A 16,373-nucleotide genomic window follows, 5' to 3' on the forward strand; every position below is an offset into this window, starting at 1 on the left:
TTTTCTTTACCCTATGACTAGACGGATCATAAATCCTACTATTGTAAGCGCTGCAACGCTCGCAAACCAAATCCCCATAAGCCAGCACAATTGTTTGGTTTTTTTATGCATTAGTGATACCCCTCATCTGGATTGATCCTTCCACGAAAAACCCAATAAGCGTAGGCGCTATAACCGATAATAGTCGGTAACAGTACCACCGTCCCAACGAGTAAAAACGTCAGGCTTGTGTCTGGTGCCGCTGCATCTGTGTAGGTGACTGCAAAGGGAATGATGTAGGGAAACGTACTTAACGCAAATCCGAGTGCAGAAACCAAAAACAAACCCACACCGTATAAATAGGCCCGCAGTGCTTTATGTCCTAGTAATGATTTAAAGAGTTTCCATATAAAAATCCCAGCTAAAATAGGGACCGAAAGGTAAAGTAATGAGTTTGGTAAACTAAACCAACGTTCGAAAATAATTTCGTTAGTCAGTGGTAACCAGATGCTTACCACGATGATACATGCGACCATTCCCAAACCCCACCGACGTGTTAAACCATAGTAGCGAGAAGCCAATTCCGTAGGAAGCTTCATAATCAGCCAACATCCACCCAATAGTGTGTAAGCACACATCGTTGCTAAACCACAAAACAAGGTGAAAGGTGTCAACCAATCAAACCATCCGCCAGAATAAGCGCGGCCTTCTACCTCAATACCTTGGAGTAGTGTACCTAACATTATCCCTTGCATAACGGTGGCGCATAAGGATCCTAGAAAAAAGGCGGAATCCCAAATAAATTTGCCTCTTTTGGTTTTGAAACGATATTCAAAGGAAACGCCTCGAAGTACTAACCCAAGTAACATGATAATAAGCGGAGCATAAAACGCGGGCATGACCACTGAGTAGGCGAGTGGGAAAACGGCAAACAAGCCGCCACCTCCTAATACTAACCATGTTTCGTTGCCATCCCAAACAGGAGCGATACTGTTCATCATCATGTCACGTTCTGATTCGCTCGAGGCAAAGGGAAACAAAATCCCGATACCTAAATCGAAACCATCTAATATGACATAAATGAGAACGGCTAACCCGATAATGCCATACCATACTAGTGCAATATCCATGTCTTTACTCCATTAATTGAGACGGTTAGGGTGAGTTGCAGGTGGAATTTTGGTTCCATCTGGCAATGTTGGATCTGGTGCTTCTTCGTATTTCGACGGTGACTTGCGCATTAGCCGCAAAAGATAGAAAAAACCGGCGCCGAAGACGAGTAAATAGACGACAACGAACGCGGTTAGTGAGGCACTAATGGCAGAGGCGTCTATGGGTGAAGCCGAATCGACGGTTCTTAGCAACCCATACACCGAATAGGGTTGTCTACCAACTTCAGTGGTTATCCATCCAGCGAGTACCGCAATAAAACCAGCAGGACCGAATGCAACGCAGATACGATGAAATAATGGTTTCTCGTATAATTGACCTTTTCTTCGTAACCATAAGCTGGTTAAACCAAGAGCAAGCATACCGAAGCCGATTCCTACCATGATCCTAAAACTCCAGAACACGATAGTGACAGGCGGGTGATCTTCTTTCGGAAAGGCGTCTAAACCTAGCACTGTTCCATCTAAGCTATGTGTGAGGATTAAACTTCCGAGTTTAGGGATGGCGATTTGATATTTCGTTTCCTGAGCTTCTTCATCAGGAATGCCGAAAAGGATTAACGGAGCTCCATCGTGAGTTTCAAAATGACCTTCCATTGCGGCCACTTTGGCTGGTTGATGTTCGAGAGTGTTTAAACCGTGGAAATCCCCCGCGACTATCTGGATTGGCGTTACGATAGCTGCCATCCACATCGCCATTGAAAACATCGTTTTTGCTAGAGGGTTGTGTGGTGCTTTGAGTAAGTGATAAGCACCCACAGCAGCGACAACGAACGCCGTTGTAAGATAAGCGGCAAGGATCATGTGGACGAGACGATACGGAAAGGAAGGATTGAACACAATTTCCAACCAATCTTCAGGTACAAATTGTCCCACCTCATTTATTGAGTAACCTGCTGGAGTTTGCATCCAACTGTTTACCGCTAGTATCCAAAAGGCTGACAAAAATGTACCGAAAGCGACGACACATGTAGAAGCAAAATGTAACTTTTTACCTACCTTGTTCATCCCGAATAACATGACACCAAGAAATCCAGCTTCCAAAAAGAAAGCAGTAAAGACTTCGTACCCCATAAGTGGCCCCAAAATCGGACCAGTTTTGTCCGAGAATACGCTCCAGTTGGTGCCAAATTGATAACTTAGAACAATACCGCTGACCACACTCATACCAAACGTGATCGCAAAAATTTTGCTCCAGTATTTGTAGAGTTGTATATATTTGTCTTGGTTCGTTTTTAACCATAGCCCTTCAAGAACAGCAAGAAAGGAAGCAAGGCCAATCGTAAACGCTGGAAAGATAATATGAAAAGAAATGGTGAAGGCAAATTGAAACCTCGCCAAATCTATCGCTAATGTATCCATTTTCGCTCCTGATTCAAAATAACTAAACATTCTTACGACTTTATTTGAAAGATGGATCACTCACTAAAAGCGAATTTTTTTAAAGTAAAGTGATCCTTAATTTGAAGAGGCTCGTTTGTATTGACGGAATGTTCATTTCTCTGAATTCATAATTTTATGATTTCATCATCGATAAAAGGAACGACAGAATGTTAAAGAAAATACTCACAGTAAGCACTATTGCGATGGCCTCTCTAATTTTCGCTACCGCGTCTTTTGCTAACCACCATGGAACTCACAAAGATATCGTAGACGTTGCCGTAGAAAATGGCTCTTTTACGACGCTAGTGGCGGCAGTTGAAGCCGCAGGTTTGGTAGATACACTCAAAGGCGATAGTGATTTAACGGTATTTGCACCAACGGGCGAAGCTTTCGCTAAGCTTCCTGATGGCACGATAGACGTGCTTCTTGAGCCTGAGAACAAAGACAAGCTAGTGAGTATTCTTACTTACCACGTCGTTGCCGGAAAGGTCATGGCGGAAGATGTGGTTGGGATAGATAGTGCTGCGACGGTACAAGGTTCAAATGTCGATATTTCCGTCAAAGGTGACACAGTGATGGTTGACGATGCAAATGTCATCATGACCGATGTGAAGGCGAGCAATGGTGTCATTCATGTTATCGACTCTGTATTAATGCCATAGTATTCGTATACTGAGTGCGGCAAGTCACCGCACTTACATTTTTCTTGAAATAATCCACAAACCAATAAAAATCCTCAGGTCCTAACGTTATGACAACAGCCAAATCAAATCCGCAGCCCAGCGTTCAATTTTCAAATTTGAAAGAACAGTATCCAATATTTCCCCTACCTATCTTCCTATTGTCTGGTGGTGTTCAAAGATTACGTATTTTTGAGCAGAAATATTTGTCAATGGTCTCTAATGCTAACGATACCGATGGTTTTGTTCTTTCTTTATATAAGAAAAAAGAGGATTTTAGTTCTTCGAAATGGGGTGTGCATGTCAACATCATAGATTTCACCCAAGGAGAAGATGGTATTTTGGAGATTGATGTTCAAGCTCAACAATTGGTTTCTCTAGACGGCTTTTTCCGACAAGATAATGGATTGCTCAATGCGAAAACTCAATTATTACCTCATTGGTCCTCGGGCGATGGAGAGCCGAATCTAGATAACTCACAGATACAAACCCTGACGCTCTTTCTCGAACAGGTATTCAACGATAATATGGTTCTTAATCAATTGTACAAAATTCAACATTTTAACAATTCAAGTTGGGTGAGCTCTCGCTTATTAGAAGTTATGCCGATTCCTGTAGATGAAAAAGAAAAGTTTGTTCACCATTTGGGCCAAAGTCAATTGAACCAAATGCTATGTGATCTATGCGAAAAAAACTCAACGTAATAATGATCGTTCTGGTTGACTACTGCGTTATGGTTTAATAACGACTAATATGAGTGCTCATTTATGGATCAGACTGAGTTAAGAACAGCCACGATGAAAAATAGCCAAACGGGGTCGATCACGAAGACTACCTCACTACACTCAGAGTTGTCTCTTTGGCTCAGGCGTGTTGCAGAAGACCAAGATAAGGTTTCTTTTACGAAGCTATTTAAGTTTTTTGCTCCCAAAATAAAGAATTTTGGTATCAAGCAATTTAACAATGAAGCTCAGGCTAACGATTTAGTACAAGAAACAATGACCAACGTTTGGAAGAAAGCACATCTATACGATGATTCGAAAGGCGCTGCAACGACTTGGATTTATACCGTAATGAGAAATGCATCTTTCGATTACTTGCGAAAGCAGAAAAGTAGAGATGAACAAATGATCGGTGATGATATTTGGCCTATTGAAAATGCGTTAGCGAATGATCTAACCCATCCTAATCACACTGTTTTTCCAGATCATCTACTTTCGAAACAGGTAGAAAAGTTAGTGATAAATTTACCTCAAGATCAACAGGCCGTGCTCCGAGGTGTTTATTTTCAACAGCTCTCGCAAGAGCAGTTATCCAAGCAACTCGGTGTACCTCTTGGCACAGTAAAGTCACGTTTGAGGTTAGCTTTAGAGAAGATACGTTCTCAGATGGGAGAAGATATAAATGATTAACTACCACCCAAGTTCGGAAGTTATAAAACAATTTGTTGAAGGAAAAACTTCTGTTTCTGTATCTGTCGTTGTTTCAGCACACGTAGAGATGTGCCCAGAATGCCAGAAACTGGTTGAAGAGCACACGCTTTATTTGGCGTCCATAGCGTTCGAGTCGGATGGCGACATGGCCGATGTTGGTTATGATACTTTTAAGTTTGGTGACTCCTCGGATGATGACTCATTATTAGAAGAGTATGAGATCGACATGATTGATGAGATTACGTCTGATCAGCCCGAGAAATTGAGCCCATGTTTGTCTACTGTTACCGAAATAGATGTTGCTGGCAAACGAATTTCATTACCACGTTCAATGCGATCGGTTTTGGTCAAAGATTGGAAAGGGTTTGGTAAGATATCCCGAGCGCGTCTACAACTAGATGATGGCGCTAGGCGTGCGAGCCTATTGCATATTAGTGAAGGTGGACTTATACCAGCTCACACTCATCGCGGATTTGAAATTACTTTGATATTACAAGGTAGTTTCGAAGATGAGCTAGGTCGATATTCCGTAGGAGACTATATTGAACTAAACACAGCTCATACCCACACCCCTATCACACATGAGGGATGTGTCTGTTTGACGGTTTCAGATGATGCTTTACAGTTTAAGCAGGGTATGAGTCAGGTTATTAATCCGATAGGGAAGCTAATTTATTAGGGAATAACTAGCTTTTTGATTCAGTAGTGAGAAATCAATGAAACTGATATTGTTTACAGTCGCGTTTTAATCGCTGGTTGGCCCGTGAGAGCCCGTTCGGCTGAAGTAAAAAACGAATTTGTCGGGGAGCTCAAGTACGGCTAACCAATAATATTTTTAGTATCAGTGTATGGTGGCAGTGAGAGAGTTCTTAGAGACATTCAAATAGATAATCCCAACAACCAACCCCCATAATGTTGCACTCACACCGAAGGCGTTTACTCCAGATAGGGTAATTAAAAAGGTAAGTAGCGCAGACTCTCTCACTAACTCGTCCTTAAATGCAGATTGCAAACACATCAGTAATGTCCCCAGGAGTGCGAATCCAGCCAGTATTGCGGTGACTTCTTTAGGAAGGGCGAGAAATACTGTGACGACCGTGGTCGCAAACACACCTGCACTGACATAAAAAATGCCAGCCCAAATAACAGCACGATATCGTTGGGTTTTATCGGAATCGACCGACGGTGTCATGCAGATAGCCGCAGAAATGGCGGCTAGATTGACACTGAATCCACCGAAAGGCGCAGAGATGATGTTGGTTATTCCAGTACCTATAAAAATGGGCTTTATCGGAGCTTCATAATCGTATGTCTTCATCATCGCCACGCCAGGGATATTTTGGGAAAGCATGGTCACGAGATAAAGTGGGATTGAGAGATTAACAATAGCTGGAAACTCAAAGTGCGGATCGACCCAAATAGGCATTGCTATCGACAAGTTAGTTACCATCAATGGTGTATTGTTATATATGGATGCGCAGCCAAAGCCAACGATTAACAACACTAGCATTGTGTATTTGGGAACGAAATGTTTTGTAATTAAATACGCAGCAAACATGCATAGAAAAATAGTTGGGCTCGTTTCAATGGTTTCGAAACCTTTTATACAAAAAGGCAGTAATATCGCAGCCAACATTGCTGTGCCTAGTTGCGAGGGGATTCGCGCTAGCATCTTGCTCAATGGTGTGATTAAACCGGTTAAAAAAATAAGAAATCCTGATACAACAAAAGCCCCAACGATATCGGCCATTTCATATTGCCCAATAGAGTACACTAGCATCGCTGCACCGGGCGTCGACCAAGCGGTTAATATAGGCATTTTATAAAACCAGGAGTACACCGCAGAAGTTAACCCCATCGAAAGGCCCAGTGTTAAAAGCCAACTTTCTATTTGAATAGGGGAAGCGCCCGCAGCGGTCGCGACTTGCAGGATAATGATGGCTGAACTGGTATAACCCACCAATACCGCAGTAAAGCCCGCTGTCATGTGACTAAGATTAAAGAAACGTTTCACCCTTGGTTATCCTATATTTTGTGATAAAATTCATTTGTGCGTAATAACGCACAAATAAACCATATCACCGTGCGCTATAACGCACAATAGAGAATTGACCTATGAAAGACGCAGTCTTTAAATCGGAAATCGCACAGCATTTAAAAGCAGAGCGCAAACGCAAGAAACTGAGCCTAGACGCAACCGCAAAATTAACCGGTGTGTCTAAAGCGATGCTAGGACAGATAGAACGACAAGAATCGAGCCCGACAATTTCGACGTTATGGAAGATTTCGAGTGGATTAGGAACCTCGTTTTCCGCTTTTTTTGCCGGCGAGCCAGAATTACATTCAGGAGAGAAAACATTTCCTGATGACTCGAAGATGGCAGTGAACACTTTATTTCCATTTCAAGCTGATTCAGGTATGGAAATGTTTGAGATTACATTGAGTGACTATCATCAACAACTATCGACCCCACACGGCGCTGGTGTGATTGAACATATAGTGGTATTAGCTGGAACACTGAATGTCTTATTTAATGATGTCTGGCATCCGCTTAACCCCGGAGAAAGTATTCGCTTTTTGAGCGACCAACCCCACGGCTATGAAGCGATAACGGAGTCGGTCACTTTTCAAAATATCATTTGTTACCCAAGGTAATGTATTTTGACGAACCACTTATCATCAAAGTGGCTCGGGAAGTTTAATTTACTTAAAGCGCTGAAGCTTTGTTCAGGCGCTTATACTCAAACCCAAACGCAGAGACGAAAATCAATATTGCGAACGCCATATTCTGGCCAATGAATAAGACCGTAACTAGGCAGCTGACAAGTGCAATGATGGCGATGACTTTGGACGTTTGGCTAACCAGTTTGACTGCCGCTAAGCATGTCAGAGTATAAATGGTAAGGAAACTGCCGTTGGTCATTTCAATAAACCACTCCATTTTCCAGCCTGAAAACTGAGCAAACAGTAGTGAAAATAATGTAATCAATCCAACTAAGAACACCGCTTTCACTGGTACACCGTTGTGGCTGAGCTGAGAGAACGATGGCGATAGCGTGTGTTGTTCTGCCATCGATTGAACCATGCGTGAAAACCCTAATATATAGATTGCGACGTTAGCAAAAGCGACCACATAAGCTCCGATGGCAAATACACGGCTGTAAGTGCTATTGGTGAGTTTTTCTACGAGCAATGCGAGTGACTGACTATTTGTAAACTCATCGCCATAGGTATGATGCCAAGCGATCAATAACACTAAGCTGAGATAGGCGAGAATCACCAAGGTTATGCCCCCGAGTAACGCGATAGGAAAGTCTCTACTTGGATTTTTAAATTCAGCTCCCATGTGTGCCATCACTTCAATGCCGAGAAAACACCAGAAAATAACCCCCGTCGCGTAAAGCGTTTGCTGCCATTCACTCTGGTTGACTGGAGTGTCGATAACACTAAAGCTAGCGTTGATATCACCGGCAATACAAAGCCAAGCAATCACTGCAATCATCGCAATGACGATACCAGTCTGAAAACGAGCGGAGGTTTTCATCCCCATAATTGAAAAACCCAAAATTCCCAACAAGGTTAAAATACCAAAGGCAGGTATCCATTGTGATGAGGTATCGAAGATAATCGCAAGATATGCAGCTGCCACTTTAATAGCGACGGCAGGCCCAACCAATAGAATACTGAGAAACAGCCACCCAACTGCTTTTTCGAAAAGTGGGCCGAACGCTTTACCGATATAGTGAGAAGCACCTCCTGCAGACGGGTACTTTGAGCCGAGTAGAGCGAACACATAAGCAACAGGAATAATCATGATTGCCGTAATTAACCAGGCATAGAAGGCGAATGATCCAGCTTCGGCTACAGACATTGCGGGTAAAATCATCAGCCCCGTGCCGATAAAGGTGGTGACCGTCATTGCGATCCCCTGAATTGGGCCAAGCGTTTTTTGGTATTGAGACATAATTTGCCCTTTAATAAGAGTTGTTATCTTGCTGATTTTTCTTAATGATAAGGATAAAATAATCACCCTAGAAAAGCGCTAAGCATATTGACTGTATTAAGGCGCAGTTTAACGGAAATAACGTCAAAGTGACGTGTGAATGGAGAATCAATGTGTCCGATCAGTATGATCAAAAGATATTAGGATTACTTGTGAAAGATGCGCGTTTGTCGGTGTCTGATATTAGTCGGCAAGTGAATCTTTCTCGGTCGGCTGTGGCTGAACGGATAAAACGCATGGAAGAGAATGGCACGATTACGGGGTATCACGCCCATGTATCCAAGCTACAAACAGATGGGGTCGATGCGTATATTGCGTTAACATTTCGGCCACTATCGTGTGATCAAGTTGTGCCGTTAATTGAAACCATACCCGAGGTCACTCTTGCACATTCGATTAGTGGCGATCTTGACCTTTTATTGTTAGTGCAAGCCCCTTCAATGCAACGCTTAAATGATATTAGACAAGCGATTGAGTCTTGGCCAAACCTCGATAAAGTCGTTACACATATGTGTTTAACTAAGCGAGTGGATAGATTGTAGCTCTTTATGTGACGCGGTCACGTTAAGTGTGGGTCGCGTCTACGTTATGCATATCATGCATAAAGTTCTCACTTTTAAACACTGCGATAACGTCTTTCTGGACGACCGACTGTACCATAAGACACTTCCGCTATGACTTCATCAGTGCTCACCAAGTATTCTAGATAGCGTCTTGCTGTCGTTCGGCTTGCGCCAATAATTTCTCCGACCTCTTCCGCACTTAGCGGTGAAGGTGATGGCTCGAAGACCGATTTTACTTTTTCTAGTGTTAACCCATCCACACCTTTTGGTAGGCGAGCATCAGTCGAAACCTGCGCAGTCACGGTTCCTTGATTGCGAGGTAATACGATATCAACATCAGTTTGAGCCAGTTCCTGCATCGCTTGAAATTTGCTGATGTGCTGTTGATAGTTGTGGAGCGCTTCTTGTAAGCGTTCAAATACTAAGGGTTTTAAAATATAGTCAAACACGCCGCCATGCAGTGCTTCACGCAGAGTATCCACTTCTTTTGCTGCTGTGATGAGGATGACATCAACGGCACTATTGGTGGCACGGAGCTTTCGTAATAAATCTAACCCAGTGCCCGTAGGAAATTGGACATCGAGCAGGACTAACTCAGGTTGCATTACTTCAACTAAGTCTTCCGCTTCTTGTAGGCCATGAGCGATGCCAACTAACTCGAAACCATCAATACGCTCAAGAAAGCGCTTTTGTATTTCAGCAATTTGTTGGTCATCTTCTGCAATTACGACTTTTATCATCGGTCTAATCCTATTGAATACAGTTATCGCTTTGGAATATAAACAATGAAGCGGCTACCAAGGTCGCCAGCAGGCTCGATTGTGACGGTTCCACCAAGCTTGTTCAATAAGCTTTTCACTAAATGGAGACCGTAGCCATGGCCTTCAGCCTCCTTACTCGAGTAGCCTTTTTCGAATATCTGTGCTTGTTGTGCGGGTGAAATACCCGGTCCTTGGTCTTCAATTTCAAAAATCAAATCATTACCTAAGTCAGTCATCGAAAGACTGACTTGACCACCATGTCCTTTATGCATCCTTGTCGCCTCAAGCGCATTATCAATCAGGTTGCCAATGATACTGACAAGATTTTCCCGCGGCAGTAGGTCCGGGATTTCAGTCATATGGCTGTCTTGATCTATGACGAGCTTTAAGCCCATTTCACGAGCTCGATTATATTTACCCAGTAAACAGCCAGCAAGTATTGGGTCGGGTACAGCCGCTAAAAGGAGTTTGATTAGCTCTTGATGACTTTGGGTTTCTTGTCCGATCAAGGCTAAGGCTTCGTCAGTTGCGCCAATTTGAATTAATCCTGCGATGGTATGAAGTTTGTTGGAATATTCATGAGCCTGGCTTCGTAAACTGTCGGCATATTGTTGAATCCGTGTGAGCTTTATACTCACCATGGCGACTTCATCTTTACGTCGAAAACTTGAGACTACGCCAGTGATTTTGTCACCTTGAATCAAAGGTAGGCGGTTAGCAATAATACTGTGGCCATCGCGCCAGACTTCCTCGTCAAATTGGGGGATGCCGGTTCGCAGTACTTCCATAATGGCACTGTCTGGTAGTACTTCTGAAATGTGTAATCCAGTTAGCTCTCGATCTTTTGGTAGACCCAAAGTCTCTATGGCCGTTCGATTTAGAGTGGTGACACGACCCTCGTTGTTAACGGCAATTATGCCTTCACGAACCGATTCTAGTGTCGCTTTTTGTTCTTCAAATAGATGTCCGATCTGTTCCGGCTCAAGGCCAAAAATGGCGCGTTTAAAGTGATTGGCAAACCATACGGCGGTAAACACACTCAATAAAAATGTGATCATAATTACGGCAATGAGTACGATCTTATAGTGGAAGGTCACTTTGGCGACTTGCTCTAAGTGGTAGCCAACAGAGACAAGGCCAACAATGCGTTGACCATCCAATGAAAAAACGGGTGCTTTGCCTCGAATCGACCAACCTAAACTACCGAGTGCTTTGGATAAGTAGGCTTGTCCATCGACAAGAACTTGCGCATTATCATCGCCTTCGTCATCGGACATGGAGTGGCCAATTTTTTTTGCATTTGGGTGTGCTAGGCGTATGCCATCGCCATCGCCAATTACGACAAAACGTGCTTGTGTTTCGTGGGCCAAGTTTAGGCTAATTGGTTGAAGATATTCACTGTCTCTACGTTCTATCGCACCAACAATTTGAGGCATAGCCGCAATGGTTTTTGCGACATCTAGTGCTTTTTGGCCAATCTGCTCATCCAACGATTTATGCAAATAGTTTATCGCAAAGGCGCCAATTACCACGGTCTGTATTAACGCCATCAACCCTAAGATTAGGATCATGCGACCTTTGAGTTTTAATCGTCGGAATTGCTTCATCTTATGTCCTTATTCATTTCATCCTTGATGCTATTCAATAACGTGGCTAAAGACCCGTAAACAATATGAACAAAATCGCCTTAATAATTTAAACGCCCTTTAAATGCACAAGCTTCTACCTCCGTATTATTGAACTATATTGGGCTCTCCATAAAAATAAAGACGAGGTAATTGTGATGCTCCGCAAACTAAAAACGAGAAAAAGTGTATTGGTATCTGTGTTAGCGACCTGTTTAGCTGCTGGTACGACGTTTAACGTCCAAGCATTAGATAGTGTTCACTTCTTGATTCCCGGCGGCGCTGGTGGTGGATGGGATGGCACAGCACGCGGTACCGGGGAGGCTCTGTCGAAAGCTGGCCTCGTTGACTCAATTTCCTACGAAAATATGTCTGGTGGTGGCGGTGGTAAAGCGATAGCGCATCTGATTGAAACCGCCCAGCAAAAGCAAGATACCTTGATGGTGAATTCGACACCGATCGTCATTCGTTCGCTTTCAAAAGTGTTCCCTCAATCTTTTAGAGACTTAACGCCTGTTGCCGCGACAATCGGTGATTTTGGCGCGTTTGTAGTACGTAAAGACTCTCCTTATACCAGTTTTAGTGAAGTGGTCGCAGACTTCAATGAAGATGCTCGCTCGGTCAAAATCGCCGGAGGCTCGGCTCGAGGCAGCATGGACCATTTGGTTGCCGCGATGGCGTTTAAGTCTGCCGGTGGTGATGCTCGTAAGGTTCGTTACGTGGCCTACGATGCGGGTGGCAAAGCGATGGCTGGATTGTTATCTGGCGAAACGCAATTGCTATCAACGGGTTTTTCGGAAGCTCTGGCATTAGCTGAAGCGGGCGAAGTTCGCATACTTGTGATGACGGGCAGTGAGCGAAATGAAGCGGCGCCAGATGTTCCGACGTTAAAAGAGCTTGGTTACGATGCTGAGTTTGTAAACTGGCGTGGATTCTTTGCGGCACCGGGCATTTCTGGCGAACAAAAAGCAGAATTTATCGATGCGTTAGAGAAAATGTACGAAACCGAAGAATGGGAAACCGTTCGTGCTCGTAATGGTTGGACAGAGATATTTAAGCCAGACGATCAGTTTATCGCTTTCCTAGAAGAGCAAGAAAAAGAAGTAGGTGATTTGATGCGTGAACTGGGTTTTCTTAAGTAACTCATTAGCCAAAAAATCATAAATTCGGCCATTCGGTACGCAGGTTTAACGCGACTGAATGGCGCTTTTTATAGAACAAGCATTAGGTTGATACCATATCAGGAGGATTCGATGACACTTAGTAAAGATCATATTGGAGGCTTAGTGTTTCTTGGGCTATCCGCTGCCTACGGATATTACGCGGGCGATATTCATCTTCTTCCCGGCGATGAATTTGAACCTTTTCATGCTCAGACGGTTCCCAAGTTTTTAGCCATGATGGGCGGGTTTCTGTCGCTTGTGCTGCTGATTACAGCAAAGCGCGATGGAAGTAACTCGCTCTCTCTAAAAGGTTATGACTTTGCTTTAGTCGGAAAATTACTAGTGCTGGTGGTGCTTTTTGCCTTAGCGCTAGAGTGGGTCGGGTTTCTTATTGCTACCGTAATCTTTTTAGTCGGTGGCTATTGGATACTCGGTGTACGAAGCGTCAAGTTACTCTTTGTATCCTCAGTGCCGTTCGCGGTCGCGATATGGTTTGCACTAACGCAGCTGCTCGATATCTATTTGGCACCGGGTAAGCTCATCGCCCAAGTATTCGGAGGATAATCATCATGTTAGATGGAATTATGACGGGGCTATCCACTGCGGTGATGCCTTTTAATTTAATGATGGTGGTATTAGGTTGTTTTGCCGGCACGTTTATTGGAATGTTACCCGGATTGGGGCCCATTTCGGCGGTGGCGTTGATGATACCGATCACATACGGCCTTGATCCTTCTTCAGGCATAATTTTGATGGCTGGGGTCTATTATGGCGCTGTGTTTGGTGGTTCGACGTCGTCGATTTTGATTAATGCGCCCGGTTGTGCGAGCACAGTGGTCACCTCTTTTGATGGTTATCCGTTATCACAACAAAAGCAAGCGGGGAAAGCACTCGCGCTCGCGGCATATTCGTCGTTCACTGGCGGTACTGTTGGTGCCATCGTTCTGTTGTTTGCCGCACCTGCGTTAGCCTCGGTATCACTGAGTTTTCAATCAAGCGATTACTTTGCATTGATGATTTTAGGTCTGACGGCCGTCGCGGCATTTTCTGGGAAAGGGCAGGTGATCAAGGCGTTGATCATGACCATATTTGGCTTGATGATCGCAACCGTGGGCACCGATGTTACTTCGGGTACGACGCGCTTCACTTTTGGCAGTGTTGACCTAATTGATGGAATTAGTTTCTTGTTACTCGCAATGGCAACCTTTGCCCTAACCGAAGTGGTGATGACTGTATTAAAAGGTCAGCATCGTGAGGAAGAAGAGCAAGTGGACATGAGCCAACTTGGTAGCATGAAGCTGAGTAAAGAAGAGATGAAACAAGTTGCGCCAACGATTGCACGCTCATCTGTCTTTGGGTTTATAGTCGGTGTGTTGCCCGGAGCAGGCGCTACGATAGCCTCTTTTCTTGCCTATGGGCTTGAACGAAATCTAGCGTCAGCTAAAGAGAAGCTTAAGTTTGGTAAAGGATCGCTAAAAGGGTTGGCGGCTCCAGAATCGGCAAATAATGCTGCCTCAACGGGGTCATTTGTACCATTGCTTACATTAGGGATTCCGGGCTCAGGTACTACGGCGATAATGTTGGGCGCTTTGATTGCTTACGGTATTCAACCTGGTCCACGTTTGTTTATCGACAATCCCGATGTGTTCTGGTCGGTGATTATATCAATGTACTTTGGCAACCTTGTACTTTTGGTTCTTAATTTGCCGTTGATACCGTACATTTCACGTTTGTTAGTGATTCCACGTCCGATCTTGATTCCACTGATCTTGTTCTTCTCGATCACTGGTGTGTATCTCGTGAGCTTTAACAGTTTTGATATTCATATGATGGCAATTATCACCGTGATAGCGATTTTCTTGAAGCTGCTTGAGTTTCCGATGGCCCCGATGCTATTAGGTTTCATTTTAGGCGGGCTAATGGAGAATAATCTCAGCCGTGCACTGACAATTTCCGATGGCAGTTTCTCATTCCTGTGGGAGCGACCATTGAGTCTAAGCATCGTAATCACCGCGGTTGTGGTTTTGATTGTGCCACCACTAGTCGAACTGTGGAAAAGTAAAAGAGCGAACTCACAAGAAACCAAAGGCCCTGAATCGACAATATCTGAAGGGGAAGGATAGAATAGATATGAAAAAAATGAGGTGATGTTGTAGCATGCAGCGCATAACGCTGTGTCCTAAAATGTCACCTCATTTTTGATTTGGCACTAATGATAGTGTAATGAACCTACATACCCAAAGCGCAATACACCCAATAGTTACGTTTTCTTATCGCACGGAGTTACGTTGTGACTTATTAGTGGCGATTAAATACGACTAAGTAGATCTGACTTCTTAAGGTTATACTCATCTTCGGTTAATGCGCCAAGATCGCGAAGTTGAGCAAGTTTTTCAATGATTTGCAGTGTTTCATTAGTAGAATACTGTTGTGACGAATTCTGTGAATTTGATTGATTGTAATCGTTCATGATCACCGGCTCAGACATTGGTTGCGGGCTCGGTTGAGTTATTTGAGGTTCGGCAAAATTTTGTTGAGGAGCTTCGACATGCTGGCCGCTTAATAACGGTAAGCTAGCCACACTGATCGTTCCCCATTGACTACTGAAGGTAAGTGACGTATTTCCACCTTGCTGTTGGCTTACACCGCCAATGTTATGATCAAGGGTATCATAAATCGAAACTTGTCCATTCAATTCAACCGCTAAACGATTAGGGAACACGGCATAACGAATGTCATTTTGTCCGCCACTGCTAAAAGGCGCACCTAAGTCCGCAGGCCACCATTGGTTACTTCCCGGTGTCCCCGCTGGAATAACCGGAAATACTTGGTTGTTGAGTAAGATACCGGCTAATTCGCTGCATAAGTTGTCCACGGTATTTTTTAAACCGTTATTAAACATATCACCAACCATGGTCATGCCGCCTTGCATCCATTGTCCCGAACCACCGAGTTCAGGGCAGTTAAATTGTGCCATAGATCCGCCGCCATTGTTTACGGCAACGAGCATGTGGACGACGGCATCGTGACTCAAACCATAACGAGCCGCGACGTTGTTCACCAAATTTTCGCCAATATCAGTTAGCTTTTGCATATAAATATCCTAATAGTAAGAGTTCGATTTATCGTATTGATGCTGTAGGTGAGTACATGAATTACGTCGTCGACTTGAGGGTGAGTAAGCTAATGGAAATAACCATAAACCGCTAGGTTGAATTATTTTAAGAACATTATGCGGTCAAATTTTGTGCTAGTGTAGCACCGTTACGGGGTGCTGTTCTGCTTTTATTGTGAACTATTTGTGATTGTCGCTACGTCCGTGATTGAACCGATTTTTATATGGGCGATTACTCAAAAGTTTGATGGGCAATATGGATATGCGATATCCGTGGATAAATGGTTGCAAATGATAACTATTCCCATTAGTATTTGTCGCGACATTTCATCGCCTACAGTGCTCTATAAGTTCGAAATCAGAGAATTAAACGCTCAAGTTTAGGTCACTCATTACTTGTTCCGTTAATGTGGTTATTATCCTTAAATAAAGTAAGTGATTTGAGGGCGATTTAAATTGTCGGTAAACTGACGTTGTCATTCTTAGTTGAACGATATTG

At 43.7% G+C, this 16,373-nt stretch carries 17 protein-coding genes; 9 read left to right on the forward strand and 8 right to left on the reverse strand.

Annotated features, from left to right (window positions below; genetic code table 11):
- Positions 1 to 6 precede the first annotated feature (6 nt).
- Genes ACXJY6_RS02600 through ACXJY6_RS02610 form a run of 3 tightly spaced genes read right to left on the reverse strand, consistent with a single transcriptional unit; the run spans position 7 to position 2,510 of the window.
- Positions 7 to 111: a DUF2474 family protein gene (locus tag ACXJY6_RS02600; protein WP_458767264.1), complete on the reverse strand. Its 105-nt coding sequence runs from the start codon at positions 109 to 111 to the stop codon at positions 7 to 9.
- Positions 111 to 1,109 (reverse strand): cytochrome d ubiquinol oxidase subunit II, encoded by a 999-nt coding sequence (gene cydB, locus ACXJY6_RS02605; RefSeq protein WP_458767265.1) that lies wholly within the window; start codon positions 1,107 to 1,109, stop codon positions 111 to 113. Before cydB ends, ACXJY6_RS02600 begins: the two co-directional genes overlap by 1 nt.
- Positions 1,110 to 1,121: 12 nt before the next feature.
- Entirely contained in the window at positions 1,122 to 2,510 is a 1,389-nt protein-coding gene (locus ACXJY6_RS02610) for a cytochrome ubiquinol oxidase subunit I (RefSeq protein ID WP_458767266.1), read from the reverse strand.
- A 188-nt stretch (positions 2,511 to 2,698) separates the two neighbouring features.
- Between ACXJY6_RS02610 and ACXJY6_RS02615 the strand changes: the two genes are divergently transcribed.
- The 4 genes from ACXJY6_RS02615 to ACXJY6_RS02630 all read left to right on the forward strand — a co-directional run bounded on the left by ACXJY6_RS02615 (position 2,699) and on the right by ACXJY6_RS02630 (position 5,323).
- The gene (locus tag ACXJY6_RS02615) at positions 2,699 to 3,193 is read left to right on the forward strand and encodes a fasciclin domain-containing protein (RefSeq protein ID WP_458767267.1); all 495 of its coding nucleotides are present in this window, start codon (positions 2,699 to 2,701) and stop codon (positions 3,191 to 3,193) included.
- 89 nt (positions 3,194 to 3,282) lie between these two features.
- Positions 3,283 to 3,915, forward strand: a complete 633-nt coding sequence (locus ACXJY6_RS02620; RefSeq protein WP_458767268.1) for an LON peptidase substrate-binding domain-containing protein — start codon at positions 3,283 to 3,285, stop codon at positions 3,913 to 3,915.
- A gap of 63 nt (positions 3,916 to 3,978) precedes the next feature.
- Positions 3,979 to 4,623 (forward strand): sigma-70 family RNA polymerase sigma factor, encoded by a 645-nt coding sequence (locus ACXJY6_RS02625; protein WP_456052705.1) that lies wholly within the window; start codon positions 3,979 to 3,981, stop codon positions 4,621 to 4,623.
- The gene (locus ACXJY6_RS02630) at positions 4,616 to 5,323 is read left to right on the forward strand and encodes a ChrR family anti-sigma-E factor (RefSeq protein WP_458767269.1); all 708 of its coding nucleotides are present in this window, start codon (positions 4,616 to 4,618) and stop codon (positions 5,321 to 5,323) included. Before ACXJY6_RS02625 ends, ACXJY6_RS02630 begins: the two co-directional genes overlap by 8 nt.
- A 162-nt stretch (positions 5,324 to 5,485) precedes the next feature.
- Here the strand turns inward: ACXJY6_RS02630 and ACXJY6_RS02635 are convergent, their stop codons facing one another.
- Positions 5,486 to 6,658, reverse strand: coding sequence for a benzoate/H(+) symporter BenE family transporter (locus ACXJY6_RS02635; RefSeq protein ID WP_458767270.1), 1,173 nt, complete (start codon positions 6,656 to 6,658; stop codon positions 5,486 to 5,488).
- 101 nt (positions 6,659 to 6,759) lie between these two features.
- Here ACXJY6_RS02635 and ACXJY6_RS02640 point away from each other — a divergent pair, with 101 nt between their 5' ends.
- The gene (locus ACXJY6_RS02640) at positions 6,760 to 7,299 is read left to right on the forward strand and encodes a helix-turn-helix domain-containing protein (protein WP_458767271.1); all 540 of its coding nucleotides are present in this window, start codon (positions 6,760 to 6,762) and stop codon (positions 7,297 to 7,299) included.
- 52 nt (positions 7,300 to 7,351) lie between these two features.
- On the opposite strand, the gene yjeH is transcribed toward ACXJY6_RS02640, so the two are convergent.
- Positions 7,352 to 8,608, reverse strand: coding sequence for an L-methionine/branched-chain amino acid transporter (gene yjeH, locus ACXJY6_RS02645; RefSeq protein ID WP_458767272.1), 1,257 nt, complete (start codon positions 8,606 to 8,608; stop codon positions 7,352 to 7,354).
- Between the two features lie 152 nt (positions 8,609 to 8,760).
- Here yjeH and ACXJY6_RS02650 point away from each other — a divergent pair, with 152 nt between their 5' ends.
- Complete coding sequence (locus tag ACXJY6_RS02650; RefSeq protein ID WP_458767273.1) at positions 8,761 to 9,189, forward strand: Lrp/AsnC family transcriptional regulator; 429 nt, start codon at positions 8,761 to 8,763, stop codon at positions 9,187 to 9,189.
- Positions 9,190 to 9,263: 74 nt separating this feature from the next.
- On the opposite strand, the gene ACXJY6_RS02655 is transcribed toward ACXJY6_RS02650, so the two are convergent.
- Positions 9,264 to 9,950 carry a response regulator gene (locus ACXJY6_RS02655; RefSeq protein WP_458767274.1) on the reverse strand — a complete coding sequence of 229 codons (687 nt, stop codon included), beginning with the start codon at positions 9,948 to 9,950 and terminating at the stop codon, positions 9,264 to 9,266.
- A 23-nt stretch (positions 9,951 to 9,973) separates the two neighbouring features.
- Positions 9,974 to 11,578: an ATP-binding protein gene (locus tag ACXJY6_RS02660; RefSeq protein ID WP_456052700.1), complete on the reverse strand. Its 1,605-nt coding sequence runs from the start codon at positions 11,576 to 11,578 to the stop codon at positions 9,974 to 9,976.
- A 176-nt stretch (positions 11,579 to 11,754) separates the two neighbouring features.
- Here ACXJY6_RS02660 and ACXJY6_RS02665 point away from each other — a divergent pair, with 176 nt between their 5' ends.
- From ACXJY6_RS02665 to ACXJY6_RS02675, 3 genes are all read left to right on the forward strand, one after another.
- The gene (locus ACXJY6_RS02665) at positions 11,755 to 12,738 is read left to right on the forward strand and encodes a tripartite tricarboxylate transporter substrate binding protein (protein ID WP_458767275.1); all 984 of its coding nucleotides are present in this window, start codon (positions 11,755 to 11,757) and stop codon (positions 12,736 to 12,738) included.
- Between the two features lie 111 nt (positions 12,739 to 12,849).
- Complete coding sequence (locus tag ACXJY6_RS02670; protein ID WP_458767276.1) at positions 12,850 to 13,323, forward strand: tripartite tricarboxylate transporter TctB family protein; 474 nt, start codon at positions 12,850 to 12,852, stop codon at positions 13,321 to 13,323.
- 5 nt (positions 13,324 to 13,328) lie between these two features.
- Positions 13,329 to 14,882 carry a tripartite tricarboxylate transporter permease gene (locus ACXJY6_RS02675; RefSeq protein ID WP_456052697.1) on the forward strand — a complete coding sequence of 518 codons (1,554 nt, stop codon included), beginning with the start codon at positions 13,329 to 13,331 and terminating at the stop codon, positions 14,880 to 14,882.
- 185 nt (positions 14,883 to 15,067) lie between these two features.
- On the opposite strand, the gene ACXJY6_RS02680 is transcribed toward ACXJY6_RS02675, so the two are convergent.
- The gene (locus ACXJY6_RS02680) at positions 15,068 to 15,853 is read right to left on the reverse strand and encodes an SHOCT domain-containing protein (protein ID WP_456052696.1); all 786 of its coding nucleotides are present in this window, start codon (positions 15,851 to 15,853) and stop codon (positions 15,068 to 15,070) included.
- Between the last annotated feature and the right edge of the window lie 520 nt (positions 15,854 to 16,373).

The sequence above is a fragment of the Vibrio phycocola genome (assembly GCF_054404255.1).

Coding starts and splice junctions, on each gene's coding strand:
- ACXJY6_RS02600 (WP_458767264.1), bottom strand. CDS start 111: ATGCATAAAAAAACCAAACAATTGTGCTGGCTTATGGGGATTTGGTTT.
- cydB (WP_458767265.1), bottom strand. CDS start 1,109: ATGGATATTGCACTAGTATGGTATGGCATTATCGGGTTAGCCGTTCTC.
- ACXJY6_RS02610 (WP_458767266.1), bottom strand. CDS start 2,510: ATGGATACATTAGCGATAGATTTGGCGAGGTTTCAATTTGCCTTCACC.
- ACXJY6_RS02615 (WP_458767267.1), top strand. CDS start 2,699: ATGTTAAAGAAAATACTCACAGTAAGCACTATTGCGATGGCCTCTCTA.
- ACXJY6_RS02620 (WP_458767268.1), top strand. CDS start 3,283: ATGACAACAGCCAAATCAAATCCGCAGCCCAGCGTTCAATTTTCAAAT.
- ACXJY6_RS02625 (WP_456052705.1), top strand. CDS start 3,979: ATGGATCAGACTGAGTTAAGAACAGCCACGATGAAAAATAGCCAAACG.
- ACXJY6_RS02630 (WP_458767269.1), top strand. CDS start 4,616: ATGATTAACTACCACCCAAGTTCGGAAGTTATAAAACAATTTGTTGAA.
- ACXJY6_RS02640 (WP_458767271.1), top strand. CDS start 6,760: ATGAAAGACGCAGTCTTTAAATCGGAAATCGCACAGCATTTAAAAGCA.
- yjeH (WP_458767272.1), bottom strand. CDS start 8,608: ATGTCTCAATACCAAAAAACGCTTGGCCCAATTCAGGGGATCGCAATG.
- ACXJY6_RS02655 (WP_458767274.1), bottom strand. CDS start 9,950: ATGATAAAAGTCGTAATTGCAGAAGATGACCAACAAATTGCTGAAATA.
- ACXJY6_RS02660 (WP_456052700.1), bottom strand. CDS start 11,578: ATGAAGCAATTCCGACGATTAAAACTCAAAGGTCGCATGATCCTAATC.
- ACXJY6_RS02665 (WP_458767275.1), top strand. CDS start 11,755: ATGCTCCGCAAACTAAAAACGAGAAAAAGTGTATTGGTATCTGTGTTA.
- ACXJY6_RS02670 (WP_458767276.1), top strand. CDS start 12,850: ATGACACTTAGTAAAGATCATATTGGAGGCTTAGTGTTTCTTGGGCTA.
- ACXJY6_RS02675 (WP_456052697.1), top strand. CDS start 13,329: ATGTTAGATGGAATTATGACGGGGCTATCCACTGCGGTGATGCCTTTT.
- ACXJY6_RS02680 (WP_456052696.1), bottom strand. CDS start 15,853: ATGCAAAAGCTAACTGATATTGGCGAAAATTTGGTGAACAACGTCGCG.